17 protein-coding genes are annotated in these 18852 nt (G+C 64.3%); 4 read left to right on the forward strand and 13 right to left on the reverse strand.

Annotated features, from left to right (window positions below):
* Positions 1-371: 371 nt before the first annotated feature.
* From C0456_RS17935 to C0456_RS17945, 3 genes are all read right to left on the reverse strand, one after another.
* Positions 372-554 (reverse strand): DUF3008 family protein, encoded by a 183-nt coding sequence (locus C0456_RS17935; protein ID WP_291055067.1) that lies wholly within the window; start codon positions 552-554, stop codon positions 372-374.
* A 257-nt stretch (positions 555-811) separates the two neighbouring features.
* The gene (gene gyrB, locus C0456_RS17940) at positions 812-3256 is read right to left on the reverse strand and encodes a DNA topoisomerase (ATP-hydrolyzing) subunit B (protein WP_291055070.1); all 2445 of its coding nucleotides are present in this window, start codon (positions 3254-3256) and stop codon (positions 812-814) included.
* 173 nt (positions 3257-3429) lie between these two features.
* Positions 3430-5601 (reverse strand): DEAD/DEAH box helicase, encoded by a 2172-nt coding sequence (locus tag C0456_RS17945; RefSeq protein ID WP_291055073.1) that lies wholly within the window; start codon positions 5599-5601, stop codon positions 3430-3432.
* 132 nt (positions 5602-5733) lie between these two features.
* On the opposite strand from C0456_RS17945, the gene hemN reads away from it, so the two are divergent.
* Entirely contained in the window at positions 5734-7086 is a 1353-nt protein-coding gene (gene hemN / locus C0456_RS17950; protein ID WP_291055076.1) for an oxygen-independent coproporphyrinogen III oxidase, read from the forward strand.
* On the opposite strand, the gene fghA is transcribed toward hemN, so the two are convergent.
* Complete coding sequence (gene fghA / locus C0456_RS17955; protein ID WP_291055079.1) at positions 7083-7928, reverse strand: S-formylglutathione hydrolase; 846 nt, start codon at positions 7926-7928, stop codon at positions 7083-7085. The two genes, hemN and fghA, sit on opposite strands and share 4 nt — an antisense overlap.
* A gap of 149 nt (positions 7929-8077) precedes the next feature.
* On the opposite strand from fghA, the gene C0456_RS17960 reads away from it, so the two are divergent.
* Positions 8078-9169: a glutathione S-transferase gene (locus C0456_RS17960; RefSeq protein WP_291055082.1), complete on the forward strand. Its 1092-nt coding sequence runs from the start codon at positions 8078-8080 to the stop codon at positions 9167-9169.
* 6 nt (positions 9170-9175) lie between these two features.
* Here the strand turns inward: C0456_RS17960 and C0456_RS17965 are convergent, their stop codons facing one another.
* From C0456_RS17965 to dnaA, 7 genes are all read right to left on the reverse strand, one after another.
* A complete protein-coding gene (locus C0456_RS17965; RefSeq protein ID WP_291055084.1) occupies positions 9176-9466 on the reverse strand; it encodes a hypothetical protein in 291 nt (96 codons plus the stop codon).
* Positions 9467-9488: 22 nt separating this feature from the next.
* Positions 9489-9866, reverse strand: a complete 378-nt coding sequence (locus tag C0456_RS17970; RefSeq protein ID WP_291055087.1) for a VOC family protein — start codon at positions 9864-9866, stop codon at positions 9489-9491.
* Between the two features lie 118 nt (positions 9867-9984).
* The gene (locus tag C0456_RS17975) at positions 9985-10347 is read right to left on the reverse strand and encodes a hypothetical protein (RefSeq protein WP_291055089.1); all 363 of its coding nucleotides are present in this window, start codon (positions 10345-10347) and stop codon (positions 9985-9987) included.
* Between the two features lie 9 nt (positions 10348-10356).
* Complete coding sequence (locus C0456_RS17980; protein WP_291055092.1) at positions 10357-11463, reverse strand: S-(hydroxymethyl)glutathione dehydrogenase/class III alcohol dehydrogenase; 1107 nt, start codon at positions 11461-11463, stop codon at positions 10357-10359.
* A 70-nt stretch (positions 11464-11533) separates the two neighbouring features.
* Positions 11534-12646 (reverse strand): DNA replication/repair protein RecF, encoded by a 1113-nt coding sequence (recF, locus tag C0456_RS17985; protein WP_291055095.1) that lies wholly within the window; start codon positions 12644-12646, stop codon positions 11534-11536.
* A 47-nt stretch (positions 12647-12693) separates the two neighbouring features.
* On the reverse strand, positions 12694-13815 hold the full coding sequence (dnaN, locus tag C0456_RS17990; protein ID WP_291055098.1) for a DNA polymerase III subunit beta: 1122 nt from the start codon (positions 13813-13815) through the stop codon (positions 12694-12696).
* A gap of 185 nt (positions 13816-14000) precedes the next feature.
* A complete protein-coding gene (dnaA, locus tag C0456_RS17995) occupies positions 14001-15440 on the reverse strand; it encodes a chromosomal replication initiator protein DnaA (RefSeq protein ID WP_291055101.1) in 1440 nt (479 codons plus the stop codon).
* A gap of 273 nt (positions 15441-15713) precedes the next feature.
* Here dnaA and C0456_RS18000 point away from each other — a divergent pair, with 273 nt between their 5' ends.
* Complete coding sequence (locus tag C0456_RS18000) at positions 15714-16025, forward strand: hypothetical protein (RefSeq protein ID WP_291055104.1); 312 nt, start codon at positions 15714-15716, stop codon at positions 16023-16025.
* On the opposite strand, the gene rpsT is transcribed toward C0456_RS18000, so the two are convergent.
* Positions 16009-16272, reverse strand: coding sequence for a 30S ribosomal protein S20 (rpsT, locus tag C0456_RS18005; RefSeq protein WP_035594036.1), 264 nt, complete (start codon positions 16270-16272; stop codon positions 16009-16011). The two genes, C0456_RS18000 and rpsT, sit on opposite strands and share 17 nt — an antisense overlap.
* Before the next feature lie 116 nt (positions 16273-16388).
* Positions 16389-17171 carry an enoyl-CoA hydratase-related protein gene (locus C0456_RS18010; RefSeq protein WP_291055108.1) on the reverse strand — a complete coding sequence of 261 codons (783 nt, stop codon included), beginning with the start codon at positions 17169-17171 and terminating at the stop codon, positions 16389-16391.
* Between the two features lie 249 nt (positions 17172-17420).
* On the opposite strand from C0456_RS18010, the gene C0456_RS18015 reads away from it, so the two are divergent.
* Entirely contained in the window at positions 17421-18785 is a 1365-nt protein-coding gene (locus tag C0456_RS18015; RefSeq protein WP_291055111.1) for an AarF/UbiB family protein, read from the forward strand.
* Positions 18786-18852 lie beyond the last annotated feature (67 nt).

The following is an 18852-nucleotide window of genomic DNA, read 5'->3' on the forward strand; positions in this document are numbered from 1 at the left end:
CAGCACCCACCAGAAGAAGGGATGCACGAGCGCGAAATACTCCGCGAGCGCTGGTTCCTTACTGAGGCGGGCGATGCTCATCATGGGACGGAGGATATACCCGGCGCGGGAGGGGGTGGACAAGGATTGGGGAGATTTTTTGTAAGGGGTTGTGGGGATTGGGGGTTTTGGGGGCGGAGGGGGCGGGATGTGTTGGACAGACGGCGCGTTGCGGAGAGGTGCCCCACCCTACCCCTCCCCACCTTCGTGGGGAGGGGACCTGTTGCGTTGTGGTGAAGGGTAGCGTTTCGGCGAAGAGCTACCTGCCCCCTCCCCATGACTATGGGGAGGGTTGGGGTGGGGCGCCTCTCAGGCTCAGGCGCGCTGGCGGCCTAACTCTTCCGCTCCGGGAGTTTCTTGCCCCTCGTGGAGGCCATCTCCTCAAGCTCTTTCTGGCTCATGGAGTCCGCCATCTTTTTCGACGCGCCCTGGAGCTTCGATTTGGGGGTGTCGCCGCGCTTGGCGGAGAGGGCCGCGCCGGCGGCTTTCTGCTGGGCTTCGGACTTGGCTTTCATGGCACGCTTCCTTTCGCTGGGTCGGCGTGCGTCCTCCCATGAGGAATTTAATGCGCGGCGGCAGGAAAGGTTGCGTGGCTTGCCGGGCAATCCTTCGTGAGAGCAAAAGAGATAAGGGCCGTCTTCCCGGTTTCGCCGCAGGCGAAGACCGGGATCCAGCGGGCCGGAAATCTGGGTCCCGGACATTTGCTGCGCAAATTCCGGGATGACGGCAGGGTGAGGAATAGCGCCCAGCCTATTCTGGCCGGGGGAAACCGTCAGACATCCACCTCGGCCTCAAGCGCAAACTCCTCGATGAACTCGCGGCGGGGTTCGACCACGTCGCCCATGAGCTTCGTGAAGAGTTCGTCGGCTTCGTCGGCGTGTTCGACCTTCACTTGCAGCAATGTGCGGGCGTTGGCGTCCAGCGTGGTTTCCCAGAGCTGGCTGGCGTTCATTTCGCCGAGGCCCTTATAGCGCTGGATCTTCAGCCCCTTGCGGCCGGATTCTAGCACCGCGCCGAGCAGGGTGGATGGTCCGTTCACGGCAATTTCGCCGCCCTTTTCATGGCGCAGGATGGCGGGCTCTGCATAAAGCTCGCGCAGGCCGTTGGCGCGCTCGGTGAGACGCATGGCGTCCTGGCTGGCGAGTAGGGCGGGGGGCAGGACGGCGGTTTCGTCCACGCCGCGCACGGTGCGCTGCAGGACGAGGGCGCCTTCCACGAAGCGGCCGACCCATGTGTCTTCGCCTTCTTCGGCGAGGCGGTTGAGGCGGGCGGCGGTCGCGTCGGCCTCGGCCTGGCCGGCGCCGGGCTTCATCGCGCCGGTCAGCGCGGCGTGCTCGATCAGGTCAGCGGGCGCGCGCAGGGCAAGGCGGCGCAGGCTGGCGCGGAAATTGGCCGCCTGGTGGACCTGCTCGCGCAGGTCCGCCCCGGCAATCTGGGTGCCATCGGCGAGGATCAGGGTTTCCCCGCTGGTGCCTTCCTCGATCAGGTAGGCTTCCAGCTCGCTGTCATCCTTCACATAGCGCTCGGAGCGCCCGCGCGTGACCTTGTAGAGCGGGGGCTGGGCGATATAGAGGAAGCCGCGCTCGATAATCTCCGGCATCTGACGATAGAAGAAGGTGAGCAGCAGGGTGCGGATGTGGGCGCCGTCGACGTCAGCATCGGTCATGATGATGATCTTGTGATAGCGCAGCTTGTTGATGTCGAACTCGTCGCGGCCGATGCCGGCGCCAAGCGCCATGATCAGTGTACCGACCTGATCGGAAGAGAGCATCTTGTCAAAGCGCGCGCGCTCGACGTTGAGGATCTTGCCGCGCAGGGGGAGGATGGCCTGGTTGTCCCGGCTGCGGCCCTGCTTGGCAGAGCCACCGGCGGAGTCACCCTCGACGATGAAGAGTTCGGATTTGGCGGGGTCTTTTTCCTGGCAGTCGGCCAGTTTCCCCGGAAGGGAGGTGATGTCGAGCGCGGATTTGCGGCGGGTGAGCTCGCGCGCCTTGCGGGCGGCTTCGCGGGCGGCAGCAGCCTCGACGATCTTCTCCATGATGATCTGGGCTTTCTTGGGGTTTTCCTCAAACCACTCGCCCAGCTTCTCATTGATCAGGCTCTCGACGACCGGACGCACCTCGGAGGAGACGAGCTTGTCTTTCGTCTGTGAGCTGAATTTCGGGTCCGGCACCTTGACCGACAGAACGCAGGTCATGCCCTCGCGGGCGTCATCGCCGGAAATCTCGACCTTGGACTTCTTCGCCACGCCGGTTTCGTTGGCGTATTTGTTGATGATGCGCGTGAGCGCGCCGCGGAAGCCGGCAAGGTGGGTGCCGCCGTCGCGCTGGGGGATGTTGTTGGTGAAGCAGAGGACCGATTCGTGATAGCTGTCGGTCCATTCCAGCGCGGCTTCGACGGTGATGCCGTCCTTCTCGCCGATGACATAGATCGGCTCTCCGATCAGGGACTGTTTCTGGCGGTCCACATGCTGGACGAAGGCTTTCACGCCGCCTTCATATTCGAGGACAACCTCATAGGGCTCAGCCTCGCGCTCGTCACGGAAGATGATCCGTACACCGCTGTTGAGGAAAGCGAGCTCGCGCAGGCGGTGTTCCAGCGTCTTGCGGTCATAGTCCGTCATCGTGAAGGTGGAGGCGGAGGCGAGGAAGCGCAGGGCCGTGCCGGTATAGGGCTTGCCATTCTCGCGTTTCGGGGAAGGCCCGCGCGTTTCCAGCGGCGCTTCGACCCGGCCGCCCTCGATGAAGCGGACGAAGTGTTCCCTGCCTTCGCGGTGGATGGTCAGCTCCAGCCAGTCAGACAGGGCGTTGACGACCGAGACGCCGACGCCGTGGAGGCCGCCGGAGACCTTGTAGGAGTTGGAATCGAACTTACCGCCGGCATGCAGCTGGGTCATGATGACCTCGGCGGCGGAGACGCCCTCGGTGGGGTGGAGGCCGACGGGGATGCCGCGGCCATTATCGGTGATTTCGGCCGAGCCATCGGGGAAGAGGGTGACCGTGACCCGGTCGGCATGGCCGGCGAGGGCTTCGTCGATGGCGTTGTCGACGACCTCGTAGATCATGTGGTGGAGGCCGGAGCCGTCATCGGTGTCGCCGATATACATGCCGGGGCGCTTGCGCACGGCATCGAGGCCCTTGAGGACCTTGATGGAGCCCGCGCCATATTCGCCTTCGCCGCCCTCTTCGGGGGCTTCGGGATGGATGTCTTCGGCCATGGGAATTGCTTTCTCGATGATTCTTCGAAATTCCCCTTAAATATAGGGGATTTGCGCTCCGCTGGGAACCGGAACGCCAATCATTTTGCAGTGCCGCAGGGGCAATAAAAACGCCTTTGGAATCAGCGCATTACCGGGGGTTTTTGGGGCGGCGGGGCCGCCCCGGCAGACGCTTACGCGCGCGGCTTCTTCAGACCCTGGAAAGTCTTGGGTTTGGCGCCCTTGGGCGGGCCGGATTTACCGGGCGGTTTGCCCTTGCCGGCAGGCTTGCCGGACGGCTTTCCAGCGGGCTTTCCGGGGCCCTTGGTGAAGGACGGCTTGTCCTTGCTGCCAGCCCAGGCGGGCCTGGAGGGGCGCTCGCTGCGGCCTTCCTCGCGGGGGCTGTCGCTGCGGCTCTCATAGCGCTTGCCGGCGGGTTTTTCGGCGCGGCTGGGGCGGTCTTTCCAGTCCGGGCGCTCGGCGCGCTCAGGACGCGCGCTGCGGGCCGGGCGTTCGGCGGGGTTCCAGTCGGGCTTGCGCTCGCGGCGTTCGGGGCGCTCGGCCCGGTCGACGCGCTGCGGGCGGTCGTCAGAGCGGCTTTCAGACCGGTTTTCGGGGCGGCGCTCCCGGCGGGGCGGGGGGCCGGCATCCTCGATCTCGGGCACGCCATCGAGCGGGAAGGCCTGCAGGCTGCCTTCAAGGCGGCCATTCTCGGCATGCTCGAACAGGCGCTCGGCGCCTTCGGGAGTGAGCTCGACATGGGTGTTGCCCGAATTGATCCGGATCTGGCCGATCTGGTCGCGGTCAATGCCGCCGGCCTTGCACAGCATCGGCAGCAGCCATTTGGGATCGGCATTCTTCTTGCGGCCGACATTGATGGCGATCCAGACGGCGCCGTCGATGCTGGCGCGCTCGCGGCGGGCGCGGGGCTCACGCGGCTCACGCGGCTCACGCGGTTCGCGGTCGCCCCAGTCTCGGGCAGCGCGCTGCGGACGGTCCTGCCATTCCCGTTCGCCGCGTTCCTCGCGGGGCTTGCGGGCCGGGCGGTCGTCCACCTCGCGCAGGTCTTCCGGGGCAGAGCGCCCGGCGCGGGCCTTGCGGATGAAGGCGGTGGCGATCTGTTCGGGCGTATGCTCCGCCATCAGACGGGCAACAAGCTCGGCTTCCTTCTCTGCCATCGGATTGGTCAGTGCGGTATCGGCCAGCAGGCGGGCGTCATCCCGGGCGGTGACTTCATCGGCCGAAGGCGGGCGGCCCCAGCGGGCTTCGACCTTGGCGTCCTGAAGGAGGCGCTCGACCCGGCGGCGGGCCTTGGGCGCAACGATCAGTGTGCTGATGCCCTTTCGGCCGGCGCGGCCTGTGCGGCCAGACCGGTGGAGCAGGGTGGCCGGATCACGCGGCAGGTCTGCATGGATCACGAGGTCGAGCTTGGGCAGGTCCAGCCCGCGGGCGGCGACATCGGTGGCGATGCAGACGCGGGCCCGGCCTGAGCGCAGCGAGGAGAGGGCATTGGCGCGCTCTTTCTGGCTGAACTCGCCCGACAGGGCGACGACGCTGAACCCGCGATTGCCGAGGCGCGCCACGAGATGGTTCACCGAAGCGCGGGTGGAGCAGAAGACGATGGCGCTTTCGGTATCCGAATGGCGCACGATATTGACGATGGCGTTTTCCTCATCGCCCGGCGCAACGATCAGCGCTTCATAGGCGATGTCGGCATGGGCGGTGGTGTCGCTGGCCGTGGTGATGCGCAGGGCATCCTTCTGATAGCGGCTGGCGAGGGCGGCGATGCCCTTCGGTACGGTGGCCGAGAACATCAGGGTACGGCGATCCGCAGGCGTATCTTCGAGAATGTGCTCAAGCTCTTCGCGGAAGCCCATGTCGAGCATCTCGTCGGCCTCGTCGAGTACCACGGCGCGGATCTCGGAGGTGTCGAACGAGCCGCGATTGATATGGTCTGACAGGCGGCCCGGCGTGCCGACGACGATATGGGCGCCCCGTTCCAGCGCCCGGCGCTCGTCGCGCATGTCCATGCCGCCGACGCAGGTGGCGATTTCGGCATTGGTGTTGGCGTAGAGCCAGCGCAGTTCGCGGGCAACCTGCAGGGCAAGTTCGCGCGTGGGCGCGATGATCAGGCCAAGCGGGGCGGAGGCGCGGATGAGGAAGGTTTCTTCCCCGCCGAGAAGTTCATTCGCAATGGCGAGGCCGAAGGCCACGGTCTTGCCCGAGCCGGTGCGCGCGGAAACCAGCAGGTCGCGCCCTTCAAGCTCTGGCGCCGTGGCGGCGGCCTGGACTTCGGTGAGGTTTTCGTAACCACGTTCGTGAATGGCCGCGCGGAGGGCGGCGGGCAGGGATTCAGGCAGATTCATGGGGGAGACAAGACTTTCAGGCGTCACAATCGGTGCCCAATGACACAGAACAGGGGCGGGCGCCATGGCAGGACGCCACATAAGGGAGAATACTTACAGTGAACATCCTTAAGCGGTGGTATCTCCCCGGCCATGAAAGATGCCTGGATCCCCTACGCCACGCGCGCCGTGCCCCGCTATACCAGCTATCCGACGGCGGCGGATTTTACGCCTCAGACGGGCGTGGCCGCGGCCATGGCCTGGTCAGCCGCCACGCGCCCGGAGGAGGCGATCTCCGCCTACCTGCACATTCCCTTCTGCGACAAGCTTTGCTGGTATTGCGGCTGCGCCACCAGCGTGCCCAATGGTTACCGGCGTGTGGCCGACTATGTTGACCTGCTGCTGAAGGAAATTGCGCTGCGGGGCCGGGCGATGGGGCCGCATGGCGGGATCGGCCATCTGCACTTTGGCGGCGGCTCTCCGAATATTCTGAACCCGAATGATTTCCTGGAACTGATGGATGCGTTGCAGCGCCATTTTGGCATCCGCGAGGACGCGGAAATAGCCGTGGAACTGGACCCGCGCACGATGAAGCCGGGGCAGGTGCCCACCTATGCCCGCACCGGTGTCAACCGGGTGAGCCTGGGGGTGCAGACACTCGCGGAAGATGTGCAGCATGCGATCAACCGCATCCAGCCGCGCGAAATGGTTGTGGCGCTGATCGAGGAGCTGCGCGGGGCGGGCATCGGCGCGATCAATATGGACCTGATGTACGGCCTGCCTTACCAGACGACGCAGCATGTGGTGGAAGCCGCGCGCTTTGCCGCCGAGATGGGCGCGGCGCGCGTTTCGGTGTTCGGCTATGCGCATGTGCCGTGGTTTGCCAAGCATCAGCGCGCGATTGATGAGAACGCGCTGGCCGGCCTGCATGAGCGCTTCACGCAGGCCCGCGTGGCGGCGATGACCCTGGAAGGGGCAGGCTATGTGGCCATCGGGCTGGACCATTATGCCCGCGCCGATGACACGCTGGCGATTGCCGCGCGCGAGGGCCGGCTGCGCCGGAATTTTCAAGGGTATACGGATGATCCGTGCGAAACCCTGATCGGCATGGGCGCCACCGCCATTTCCCAGTTTCATGAGGGCTTCAGCCAGAACCTCAAGGACCGCAAGGCCTGGGGCGAGGCGATTGCGGCGGGCCATCTGCCGGCCGAACGGGGCATTGCGCTGACGCCGGACGACCGGCTGCGCGCCCGCGCGCTGGAGACGCTGATGTGCCGGCTGGAAGTGGACGCCGCCGAAGTCTGCGCCGAGATGGGCGTGCCCGACGACCGGCTGGACGACGCGCTGGACGCGGCGCGGGAGCTGGAACGGGCGGGGCTCTGCCATGTTTCCGGAACGGTGGTGACCGTGCCGGAAGAGGCGCGCATCCTGCTGCGCACGGTGGCGCAATGCTTTGATGCACGCTCGCCTGTGGCCGCGCAGCAGCGCCACGCCAAGGCGGTCTAGCCTTTCAGCGCCTTGGCATGATGGGCGATGTGTTCGTCCATGAAGGTGGCGATGAAATAATAGTCATGGCCATAGCCTTCGCGCAGGCGATAATCGAGCCGCTGGCCGTCTTTCTCGCAGGCCTGGATGAAGATTTCCGGTTTCAGCTGGGTTTCGAGGAAGCTGTCGGCTGTGCCGGTGTCGATCAGGATCAGGGCCTTTGATTGGCGTTCCTTCACCAGCTCTGTGGCGTCATAGGCTTCCCAGGCAATCGAGGGGGCCCCAAGATAGGCGGTGAAGGCTTTCTCGCCCCAGGGCACGCGGGCGGGCGAGGTGATCGGGGAGAAGGCCGAGCAGGATTTATAGGTGTCCTGATTTTTGAGGTGCAGCGTGATAGCGCCGTGGCCGCCCATGGAGTGGCCGAAGATGCCCTGGCGGGACATGTCCGCTGACGGAACATTGGCGGCGATGAGGGCGGGCAGTTCATCGGTGATGTACTGGTCCATCTTGTAATGCTTGGCCCAGGGGGCCTGCGTGGCGGTGAGATAGAAGCCTGCGCCTTGCCCCAGATCATAGGCTTCGTCATTGGGCACATGGTCGCCGCGGGGGGAGGTGTCGGGGGCGATGATGATCAGCCCATGCCGGGCGGCATGTTCCTGCACGCCGGACTTTTCCATCATGTTGGCCCAGGTGCATGTGAGCCCGGAGAGATACCAGAGCACCGGCACGGGGCCATGGGCGGCCTGGGGCGGGACATAGACGGCAAAGCGCATCGTGCAGCCCAGCAGGGCGCTTTCATGGTCATAGACCGACAGAGTGCCGCCGAAGGATTTCCAGGAGGAGACTTGGGTGAGCTGGGTCATGGGCGTACTCTCTGGCTGGCAGGCAAACGGGGATAGGGCCCTTCTGGCCTCTTGCCGCCTGTCTCGTCAAGGAAAGGGAGGCGGGGGCTTGCCTGATCTATTGGCATTTGAGATGGCAATAGAAAGCAAGAGACGTCAAAGGGACAGGCATGGGCGGGTATACGCTGTATGGGGCTGAGGTCAGCTATTTCACGGGCAAGGCGCGGGCCTATCTGCGCTGGCGGGGCGTGGACTTTTGCGAGGCACTGGCGACGCAGGCGGTTTACCGCGATGTGATCCTGCCGAAGGTCGGCTGGCCGGTGATCCCCGTGATGGTGACGCCTGAGGGGGAGGTGGTGCAGGACTCCGCCGACATCATCGAGACGGTGGAAGCGCGCGAGGGGCTTTTCCCGCCGGCGGTTCCGGAGGGGCCGCTGCAGCACTTCGTGGCGCAGCTGCTCCATCTTTATGCGGATGAGTGGCTGACCCTGCCGGCGATGCATTACCGGTGGAACTATAATGAGGACTGGGCCTATGCCGAGTTTGGCGCGATTTCTGCGCCGCAGGCGAGCCGGGGCGAGCAGTATGAGATCGGCAAGAAGAACGGCCAACGCTTCAAGGGCGCGCTGCCTATCCTGGGGGTGCATGCGGAAACCATTCCGGGGATTGAGGCATCTTATGAGGCGTTCCTGGGTGAGTTTTCGGCGCATCTTGAGCGGCATCCCTTCCTGCTGGGCGGGCGGCCATGCCTGGCGGACTTTGCTTTTATCGGGCCGCTCTATGCGCATCTCTACCGCGACCCGACCTCGGGCGAGCTGATGAGGCGGCTGGCGCCGCGCGTGGCAGACTGGGTGGAGCGCACACATGCCGGAGAGCGAGGGGCAGGTGATCTGATGGCGGAGGACGCGATTCCCGAAACGCTGGAGCCGCTCCTGGCGCGGCAGATGCGCGAGCAGTTTCCAGCGCTGGTGGAAACCGCGCGCCTGTTTGACGCATGGGCCGGGGAGGCGGCGGCAGGGGCCTTCGTGCCGCGCGGGCTGGGCGAGATCTGGATCGACATTGAAGACACGCGCGGGTCGGCGCAGGCGCGCACCTTTCCGCTCTACCGGCTGCAGGCGGTGACGGATGCATATGATGCGATGGACGGGGCCGCGAAGGCGCGGGCGGATGCGTTGCTGGCGCGGGTGCGCGGGGCGCCGCTGAAGGACTTCCGGCTGTCAAAGCGCCTTGTGCGGACGAATTACCGGCTGGCCCTGGCGTAAGGCGCCTCAGCGCGGGCGGGGGAAGGAGATTGCGAAGCCGTTTTCGATATAGCCTTCGTCGGGCTGGTTATGCGGGCTTCCGTTGTCGGAGTAATATTCCAGCGTTGGCCAGCGGGCTGCGATCTCTGCTTTGAGGGCGGGGGTGAGGCCGTCTCGCATATGGGCGACGAGGGCTTTCGACCATTGCGCCAGGGAGAGGGCTTCGTTGCCGCCGGCGATGGCCATTTCGGCGATGGCGCGGATGGCCTCTGATTTGATTTGCGACAGGTCGGGAGCATCCGGCTGATGATAGGTCATGGCCGGATACTCCCCGCTGTCATCAGCCGCGCATCATGGTGCAGAGCTTGTTGCCGTCCGGATCGCGCAGGTAGGCGAGGTAGAGCTTCATGCCGCCGCCTTCGCGCCAGCCCGGCGGGTCTTCGATGGCGGTGCCGCCCGCTTCCACGCCGGCCTTGTGCCAGGCATCGGCCTGCTCGGTAGCGGTGACCGCAAAGCCGATGGTGCCGCCATTGGCGTGGCAGGCGGGCTGGCCGTCGATCGGCGGGGAGACCAGGAACATGCTGCCATTGTGGATGTAAATCAGGCGGCCTTTGGGGTCCTGGATTCCCGGCTTGCCACCGAGCGCACCGAACAGCGCGTCATAGAATTTCTTGGATTTGCCGATGTCGTTAGACCCGACCATTACGTGACTGAACATGTTTGTGTTTCCTCCGTTGGGACCGATTTTTTTTACCGTGTTGAAAGTGCGTCATTGCATGACCTACTTCAACAACTCCATTGACGTGAGTCTTCATGAGACATTTTTCTACGTGACATCAATCGTGCTTGGATGACGTATTGAACCTGAGTCTAAGATAAATGATCGCGAACAGGGCCCCGTGTAATATAAGCGAAAACTCAAGCGTTTGGATAAAGTCATCATAGTCGAAGTTTCTGAGTGACCAGTACTCTGCATACTCTTCAGGCATCTGCATTGTTGTTGCAGTGGTTACTGTTGAGAGTAGCCAAAGCCAGACTTCAGCCCACCAAGGGATGTTCATGAACTTGCGATAGTGAAATCTTTCTCGCCGGATGGCTCCCCATATGGCTGCGATGGCGGAGCCCAGAAATACCAATGTGAAGAATGCCCCGGCAGCATTCGCCAGAACAAAGAGGTTTTCGACCAGCCATTCAGCCATTGCTATGCATCAAAACACCACCACACTCCGGATGCTCTTGCCTTCGTGCATCAGGTCGAAGGCGTCGTTGATCTTGTCCAGGGTCATCACATGCGTGATCATCGGGTCGATTTCGATTTTGCCGTTCATGTACCAGTCGACGATCTTGGGAACGTCCGTGCGGCCTTTGGCGCCGCCGAAGGCGGTGCCGCGCCAGTTGCGGCCCGTGACGAGCTGGAAGGGACGTGTGCTGATTTCCTTGCCGGCTTCCGCGACGCCGATGATCACAGAGGTGCCCCAGCCGCGATGGCAGCATTCCAGCGCCTGGCGCATGACGGTGGTGTTGCCGGTGCAGTCGAACGAATAGTCCGCCCCGCCGCCGGTCAGCTCGACGATATGGGCGACGACATCGGAGACGTTCTTCGGGTTGACGAAATGCGTCATGCCGAATTTGCGGCCCCATTCTTCCTTGCTGTCATTGATGTCGACGCCGACAATCATGTCTGCGCCCGCCATGCGCGCGCCCTGGATGACGTTGAGGCCGATGCCGCCGAGGCCGAAGACGACGACATTTTCGCCGACTTGAACCTTGGCCGTGTTGACAACCGCGCCAACGCCCGTGGTGACGCCGCAGCCGACATAGCAGGCTTTGTCAAACGGCGCGTCTTCGCGGATCTTGGCGACGGCGATCTCTGGCAGGACGGTGAAGTTCGAGAAGGTCGAGCAGCCCATATAGTGGAAGACCGTCTGGCCCTTATAGCTGAAGCGGCTGGTGCCGTCGGGCATCAGGCCTTTCCCTTGTGTGGCGCGAATGGCCGTACACAGATTGGTCTTGCCCGAGAGGCAGCTTTTGCACTGGCGGCATTCGGGCGTGTAGAGCGGGATGACGTGATCGCCGGGCTTCACGCTGGTGACGCCTGCGCCGACCTCGCGGACGATGCCGGCGCCTTCATGGCCCAAGACGCTCGGGAAGATGCCTTCGGAGTCGAGGCCGTCGAGCGTGTAGGCGTCGGTGTGGCAGATGCCCGTCGCCATGATCTCGACCAGCACTTCGCCGGCCTTGGGGCCTTCCAGGTCAAGCTCGACAATTTCGAGCGGTTTCTTGGCTTCAAAGGCGACGGCGGCGCGGGTTTTCATGGGGCAGGCTCCTTAATTCGAACCCTTACCTAATCTGCTGCGGGGCCCGGGTCCACTGCCTGCCTTGGCTCTATTCCGTGAGGGCGGCCGCGCCCTCGTCCACGCGGATGCGCTGGGCGCGGTCGCCGAAGGCTTCGAAGAGGAAGGCTTCCGTACCGGTGAGCCAGGCCTGGCCGCCGAGCGCCGAGAGCTCATCGAAGAGGGCGGCGCGCCGGTCTGGGTCGAGATGCGCGGCGGCTTCATCGAGCAGCAGCAGGGGCGAGGGGCCCGAGCCGCCCGCCGAGAGAGCAGTGGCCGAGGCAAGGATTAGCCCGATGAGAAGCGCCTTCTGCTGGCCGGTGGAGGCTTCGCCGGCGGGGGCGGCGGTCGGCCGGTGGATGACGGTGAGGTCTGTGCGGTGGGGGCCGGAGAGCGTGCGGCCGGCGGCAATGTCGCGGCGGCGGCCATTGCGGTAGGCATCGACCAGCAGGTCGAAGATGCTGCGGAAATCCTCTCCCTTGAGGGCGGCGGCTTCGGCTTCGCCTTCGAGGGTGAGGTCAGCTTTGGGGAAATGGCCTTCGGGGCGCGCGTCGATGGCGATCTGCAGGGCTTCCAGCACGATGGCGCGGTTGATGGCCATCTCGGTGCCCGCTTCGGCGAGGCGCGCCTCGATGGCGTCGGCCCAGGCGGGATCGACATGGCCGCGCTCGATCAGGGCGTTGCGTTCAGCGAGCGCCTTCTCATAGCGCGCGGAGGCTTTGCCATGGGCGGGCAGATGGGCGAGCACCAGCCGGTCGAAGAAGCGCCGCCGGTCGGACGCGCCGCCCCGGAACACGCCGTCCATCGCCGGGGTGAGCCAGACGATGCGGATGCGCTCGGCAAGATCGCCGGGGGAGGCAGGGGCGCCGTCGATGCGGACATTTCGCTTGGCGCTGCCCGCGCCTTCCAGATGGATCGAAATCTTCTGTTCGTCGTCCAGCGTGGCGGCGAGCGCCCAGCCGCCGGGCGCGTCGCGGCGGGTCATCTCGACAAGCTGCGCGGCGCGCAGGCCGCGGCCGGGGCCGAACTGGCTGACGGCTTCCAGAAGGTTCGTCTTGCCCGCGCCATTGGCGCCATAGAGGCAGACATGGCGCCCATCAAGGCGCAGGGTCAGGCTCGCATAATTGCGGAAGTCTGTCAGGCTGAGACGGGTGAGGGCGGTCATGAAACTCTCCCGCCGCCAAGCCGGACAGGGTGTCTCCGCGGGCGCGGTTACACCCGCAGCGGCATCACCACATAGCGCGCCGACCCGTCGGAGGGATCGAGCACGAGGGCGGGCGAGGCCGGGTCGTTGAACATGAATTCGACATCGGGCGATTCAATCTGGCTGGCGATGTCGAGCAGGTATTTGGCATTGAAGCCGATCTCCATCGGGTCGGCTTCATACTCGGCCTCAATCTCTTCATTGCCCGCGCCGGTCTCGGCATGGTTCACGGCCAGCGTCAGGCGGCCATTGCCGACCGACAGCTTCACCGAACGCGAGCGCTCTGCCGAGACGGTGGACACGCGGTCCACGGCGGCCTCGAAGGATTTGTTGTCGACGGTCATCTTCTTGTCGTTCCCCTTGGGGATGACGCGGGCATAGTCCGGGAAGGAGCCGTCGATCAGCTTGGAGGTCAGCACCGCGCGGCCGGCGCGCAGGATGATCTTGGTGTCGGAGACTTCGATCTCGACATCCTCGTCCAGCCCATCGACCAGGCGGCGGGCTTCGCCGACCGTCTTGCGCGGCACGATCACGCCGGTGAGTTTTTCTGCGCCCTTGGGGGCTTTCAGCTCGGCCAGGGCGAGGCGGTGGCCATCGGTGGCGACAGTGCGCAGCACGGCGCCGCCATCATCGGCCTTGGCGGCATGCAGGTAGATGCCGTTGAGATAGTAGCGCGTCTCCTCGGTGGAGATGGCGAAACGGGTCTTGTCGATCAGGCGCGCGAACTCCTTGGCCGGGAGCTTGAAGCTGACGGCGCCTTCATCCGGCGTCATCGTCTGGAAATCGGAAGCGGGCAGGGTGGGCAGCTCGAAGCGCGAGCGGCCGGCGGCAATCGTCAGGCGCTGGGATTCCGGGTTGAGCTCCAGCTCGACCTCGGCGCCCGAGGGCAGCTTGCGGACAACGTCGAACAGCGTGCCGGCCGGCGCGGTGATGGCGCCGGGCTTGGAGACTTTCGCATCGGCAGAGTCGACGGCTTCGATGTCGAGATCGGTCGCGGTGAGCTTCAGCGCGCCTTGCGAGGCTTCGAGCAGGACGTTGGAGAGGATCGGAATTGTCGTCCGGCGCTCGACAATGTTCTGGACATGGCTGAGGGCGTCCAGAAGGTCTCCGCGTTCGATCGTCAGTTTCATCGTGTCATCCGTCCATCAGGGAGCCGGCCAGGGCTCCGTTTCCTAGTCTTGCGCCGGGTTTTTGTTAATCGCTGTTCCGCCAGGCCGGCAAGAATCAGCCCGCTCCGGGCAGGAGCGGGCTGCAGAGCCTTAACGAAGTTCCGCGAAAAGCCAAGCGCTGGCGCTGAGCGGGCGCGGAAAAGGGGTCAGTTTTGACCGCTTTCCATCAGCTCGTGGATCACGGCCTGGACCTTGGCAATATCCGAGGCAAGCTCCTGATCTTTTCCGAGTTCCCCCTCCATGCGCCGGAACGCATAGAGAACAGTTGTGTGATCGCGTTTGCCGAAGGCGCGGCCGATCTGCGGGAAGGACTTCCGGGTCAGCGTACGGCAGAGATACATCGCAATCTGGCGCGGATAGACAAAGCCGCGCATCTTGCTGGGGCCTTCAAGGTCCGACTTCGCAATCGGGAAGACTTTCAGCGTCGCCCGCTTGATCACCTCGATCGACGGCTCGCGCTGCTCGCCCGCATGGCGGCGGATGATCTTCTCGAGCATCTCCATGGTCGGGGCGCGCTCGCCAAAGCCCGCCTCGGTGTAGAGGCTCCACACCGCGCCGGTCAGCTCGCGGCCGGGGCCACGGATGCCATTGTTGAGGCGCTGCATCATCTCGTCGGTCAGCACGAAAGCCGGGTGGTTCTCGGCAATGTGGCCGGCGAGGCGCTCGAGGATCTCGCGGCGCATGTCGGCGTCGGGCAGGGCGACCTCAACGGCGGTGGCGCCCTTGATTTCGCTGCGCATCCGCTGGCCAAAGCCATTGGCTTCACCCGGCGCGGAGTCGCCCACCAGAACAACCTGCCCGCCATTGGAGGTGACTTCGCGGATGTTCTGATAGAGCTCGGCCTCGGTGCCCGGCTTGCCGGCGATCCGGTGCAGATCGTCGATCAGCAGGATCGAGGCGGCGCGCAGGCGCTTCTTCAGGTCGCCCGTGTCCCGCGCTTTGACGCCATCGAGATAGGCCGACATGAATTCCTCAGCCGTCAGATAGACGATGCGGCGCCCGGTATCCCGGCGGGCGGTCTCCTGGCGGAGGGCCTGCATCAGGTGGGTCTTGCCGGTGCCCGGCGGGCCGTAGATCAGCGTGGTGGCCGTGCCGGCCGGAAGGCCAGCGGCGATGCGCTTGGCCAGCGTCACGGCGATCTCGTTCGACGGGCCGGTGACCAGCGTATCGAAGGTCATGGCCGGGCCAGCACCAGACGATGTGGCCGGCGCCTCCGGCTCAGCCGGAGCGGCGGGCGCTTCGACCGCCCACGGGTCGTCGACCAGATCGCGCAGATCCGCCGGAGCATTCCGCCAACAGATCAGTTTGAAGGCGCGCTCTGCCGGGTCAGCGGCAGCCCACAGCTTCTCGATCAGCCGCAGATACTGGCTGGTGACACGATCAAAGGCCAGCGGATCCCGCGCAGCCACGATCATTTCACCATTGAGGTCTGCCACCAGGCGCAGGTCTTCGATCCACCGGTCGTATTCAGATTCCGCGATCTTGTCCCGCAGGACATCGCGCACGCCGTTCCAGATCCTTTGGCCTGTCGCTTCAAAAGCATCGTTGTTATCGACCGCCTCCGATCCGAAAGGCGAGACAGTCATTCCGTTTCGGTCCATCACCGAGCCCCGTTTCTAATTATCTTCGCTCATCCCAGCGAGTACACGACACAATCCGGCAGGCCCCCGCCTGAAACACAAAAAACTCTGTACCGGGACTAAATTCGCTGGTGTGGAGAAATTATTCCCGGGGGATTTTACATGCAAGTACTAACTTTTTTTGACAGCCGCATTTCGCGTGTTGACACCCCGGTCGCGGAAAAAAAATCAGCAGAGATTCATGCGACTGACATCTGAAAAAAAGTTTGAAGTGATTGCTTGCTTACTTTTGTTCGCTTCTGTTCTGTCAATACGGAAAGCAATATCAGGCCTGTGGAATACAGTTTTTTTGACCTTGCCTTTGCTGGGGTGCAACATCGCCATGCAGCAACATTGATCCCATGGAAAAATTGCCCCCTGATCCATCAAGATGGAGGGGTTTTGGCACTGCCGGAGACATTTTCTGCGGCGGGCATGGGGAGGGGGGAGAAAAGGAAAACCCGCCGGGCGCTTACCTGGCGGGCCATCTTTTCAGCTACCGTTCAAAGGCTGGTAGCGAGCCTGCGCGCTAACCTCAGGCCATTGCCTTGACGCGGGCCGAAAGGCGCGAAACCTTGCGGGAAGCCGTGTTCTTGTGGGTCACGCCCTTGGTCACAGAGCGCATGATTTCCGGCTGGGCAGCTTTCAGGGCTTCCTGAGCGGCCGACTTGTCACCGGAGGCAATCGCTTCTTCGACCTTGCGGACATAGGTGCGCACGCGCGAGCGGCGGGCTTTGTTGACCTCGGTGCGCGCTTCGATCTTGCGCACCATTTTCTTGGCTGAGCGGGTATTCGCCATAACAAACTCCTGGCGCCCGGCGGGAACTCCCTCGGGCAGAAGGCGCGGAGATACATAAACGGCCCTGTGGCGTCAACCGCCATCGTGACGGAAAAGCAGCCTTTTCGCCGCTGGTGTCAGCGATCCCGGAAATGGGCGGACCGCTTCTCCACATAGGCTTTCATGCCTTCTTTCTGGTCATCGGTGGCAAAAAGCGACTGGAACAGGCGGCGTTCGAACTGGATTCCCTGCGAGAGCGGGGTTTCAAAGGCCGCATTGATGGCTTCCTTGGTCATCATGGCGGCGGCCCGCGGCATGGCGGCGATGGTGGCGGCGAGGCTGCGGGCCTCTTCCATCAGATCGTCGGCCGGCACAATCCGGGCCACCAGGCCGCAACGTTCGGCCTCATCGGCCTCCATCATGCGCCCGGTGAGGCAGAGTTCCATGGCCTTCGACTTGCCGATGGCGCGGGTGAGACGCTGGGTGGCCCCGGCGCCGGGCATCACGCCAAGGCGGATTTCAGGCTGGCCGAAACGGGCATTGTCGGCCGCCAGGATGATGTCGCACATCATGGCAAGCTCACACCCGCCGCCGATGGCATAGCCCCCGACCGCCGCGATGATCGGCTTGCGGGCGCGGGCGGCGCGTTCCCAGTTCCGGGTGATGAAGTCCTCGTAATAGGACTGGGGGAAGGTCTTGTTCTGGATTTCCCTGACATCAGCCCCGCCGGAGAAGGCGCGCTTGGAGCCGGTGAGGATCAGGCAGAGGATGGTGTCGTCCGCCTCGAACCGGTCGAGCGCCTGGGTCAGCTCCGACATCATCTCCTCGCTGAGGGCGTTGAGGCTCTCGGCGCGGTTCATCTGGATGACGGCGTATCCGTCTTCTGCGTTCACTTCGGTGATCAGGGTCTTGTAGGCCATGGGGGGTCCTTGAGGGGAGGGCGGGGCTCGGCCGCCGGGGTCTGTCTTGGGGGATGTGGGCGCTGCGGGGTCGCTTCGTTCTGGGTTCAGGTCAGGAGGGCTGATCAGGAAAACGTGCGTGGATGGTGCAGGGCGGGGCCTCAGCAATTGTGGCGATCTGGAGGCGGCGTATACGCCTACATGAACACTTTGTCACCCCGGCGCCCTGCTGCCTGTCCAAGCCCTGTGCATGCGCCTATATCCGGAGGCATGAGCCCGCCCCCTTCCGATACCTCCGATCCTGAACGCAACCGTCTTGCCGGGCGCATTGCCCGCACCGCCAAGGTGGGCGCCAATCTTTCCGGCGCGGGGCTGACCTTTGCCGCCCAGTCCCTCTTCGGCGGGGACAAGGGGGACGAGCGGGTGGCCAGGGCGATGGCGGCGGCGCTGGGCAAGTCCAAGGGGCCGCTGATGAAGGTGGCGCAGATGGTTTCCACTGTGCCGGACCTTTTGCCGCCCGAATACGCCGCCGAGTTTGCCAAGCTGCAGGCGGAGGCGCCGGCCATGGGCTGGCCCTTCGTGAAGCGGCGGATGCGGGCAGAGCTGGGCGGCGACTGGGAGGGAAGGTTTGCGAGCTTCGGCAAGGAGGCGAGCCATGCGGCCTCGCTGGGGCAGGTGCATGAAGCCACCCTTCATGATGGCCGCAAGGTTGCCTGCAAGTTGCAGTATCCGGACATGGCGAGCGCAGTGGAGTCCGATATCGGCCAGCTGCGGACGCTGCTCGGCCTGTTCAAGCGGATGGATGGCTCGATTGATGCCGACGAGATGGTCGAGGAGATCACCGACCGGCTGCGCGAGGAACTCGATTACGCCCGTGAGGCCAGGCACATGGCGCTCTACCGGGACATGCTGGCGGGCAAGGCGTTCATTACCTGTCCGGAGCCTGTGGGGGAGCTGTCGACCGCGCGCCTCATCACCATGAGCTGGATGGAGGGCGAGCGGCTCGACGCGTTTCAGGACGCGCCGCAGGAGACCTGCAACCAGATTGCCGAGATGCTGTTCTGGACCTGGTGGGCGCCGATGAACTCCTATGCCGTCATTCACGGCGATCCGCATCTGGGCAATTACCAGGTGACTGGCGGCGGGGCGGGGATCAACCTGCTCGACTTTGGCTGTGTGCGCATCTTCCCGCCGGCCTTCGTGGCGGGCGTGGTCGATCTCTACCGGGCGATGCTGCATGATGATTTTGACGCCGCTTATGCCGCCTATGAGGCGTGGGGGTTCCAGAACCTGTCGCGGGAGCTGGTCGAGGTGCTCAACGTCTGGGCCCGCTTCATCTATGGGCCGATCATTGACGACCGGGTGCGCACGGTGGCCGATGGCGTGTCGGCGGGCGAGTATGGCCGGAAGGAAGCTTTCCGCGTGCGCCAGCTGCTGAAGGAGAAGGGGCCGGTGAAGATCCCGCGCGAGTTCGTGTTCATGGACCGCGCTGCGATCGGGCTGGGCGCCGCCTATCTGCGGCTGGGGGCGGAGCTCAACTTCCACCAGCTGTTTGAGGAGAGCCTTGAGGGCTTTTCGGTGGAGAAGGTGGCCGCGCGGCAGGCTGAGGCGCTGGCGAAGGCGGGGCTGGCCTGAGCCGATGCGGTTTTACTCTTTTCCCTCTCCCGCTTGCGGGAGAGGGGTAGGGGTGAGGGCGCGAGTT

The sequence above is a fragment of the Hyphomonas sp. genome (assembly GCF_013823385.1).
Lineage (GTDB): Bacteria > Pseudomonadota > Alphaproteobacteria > Caulobacterales > Hyphomonadaceae > Hyphomonas.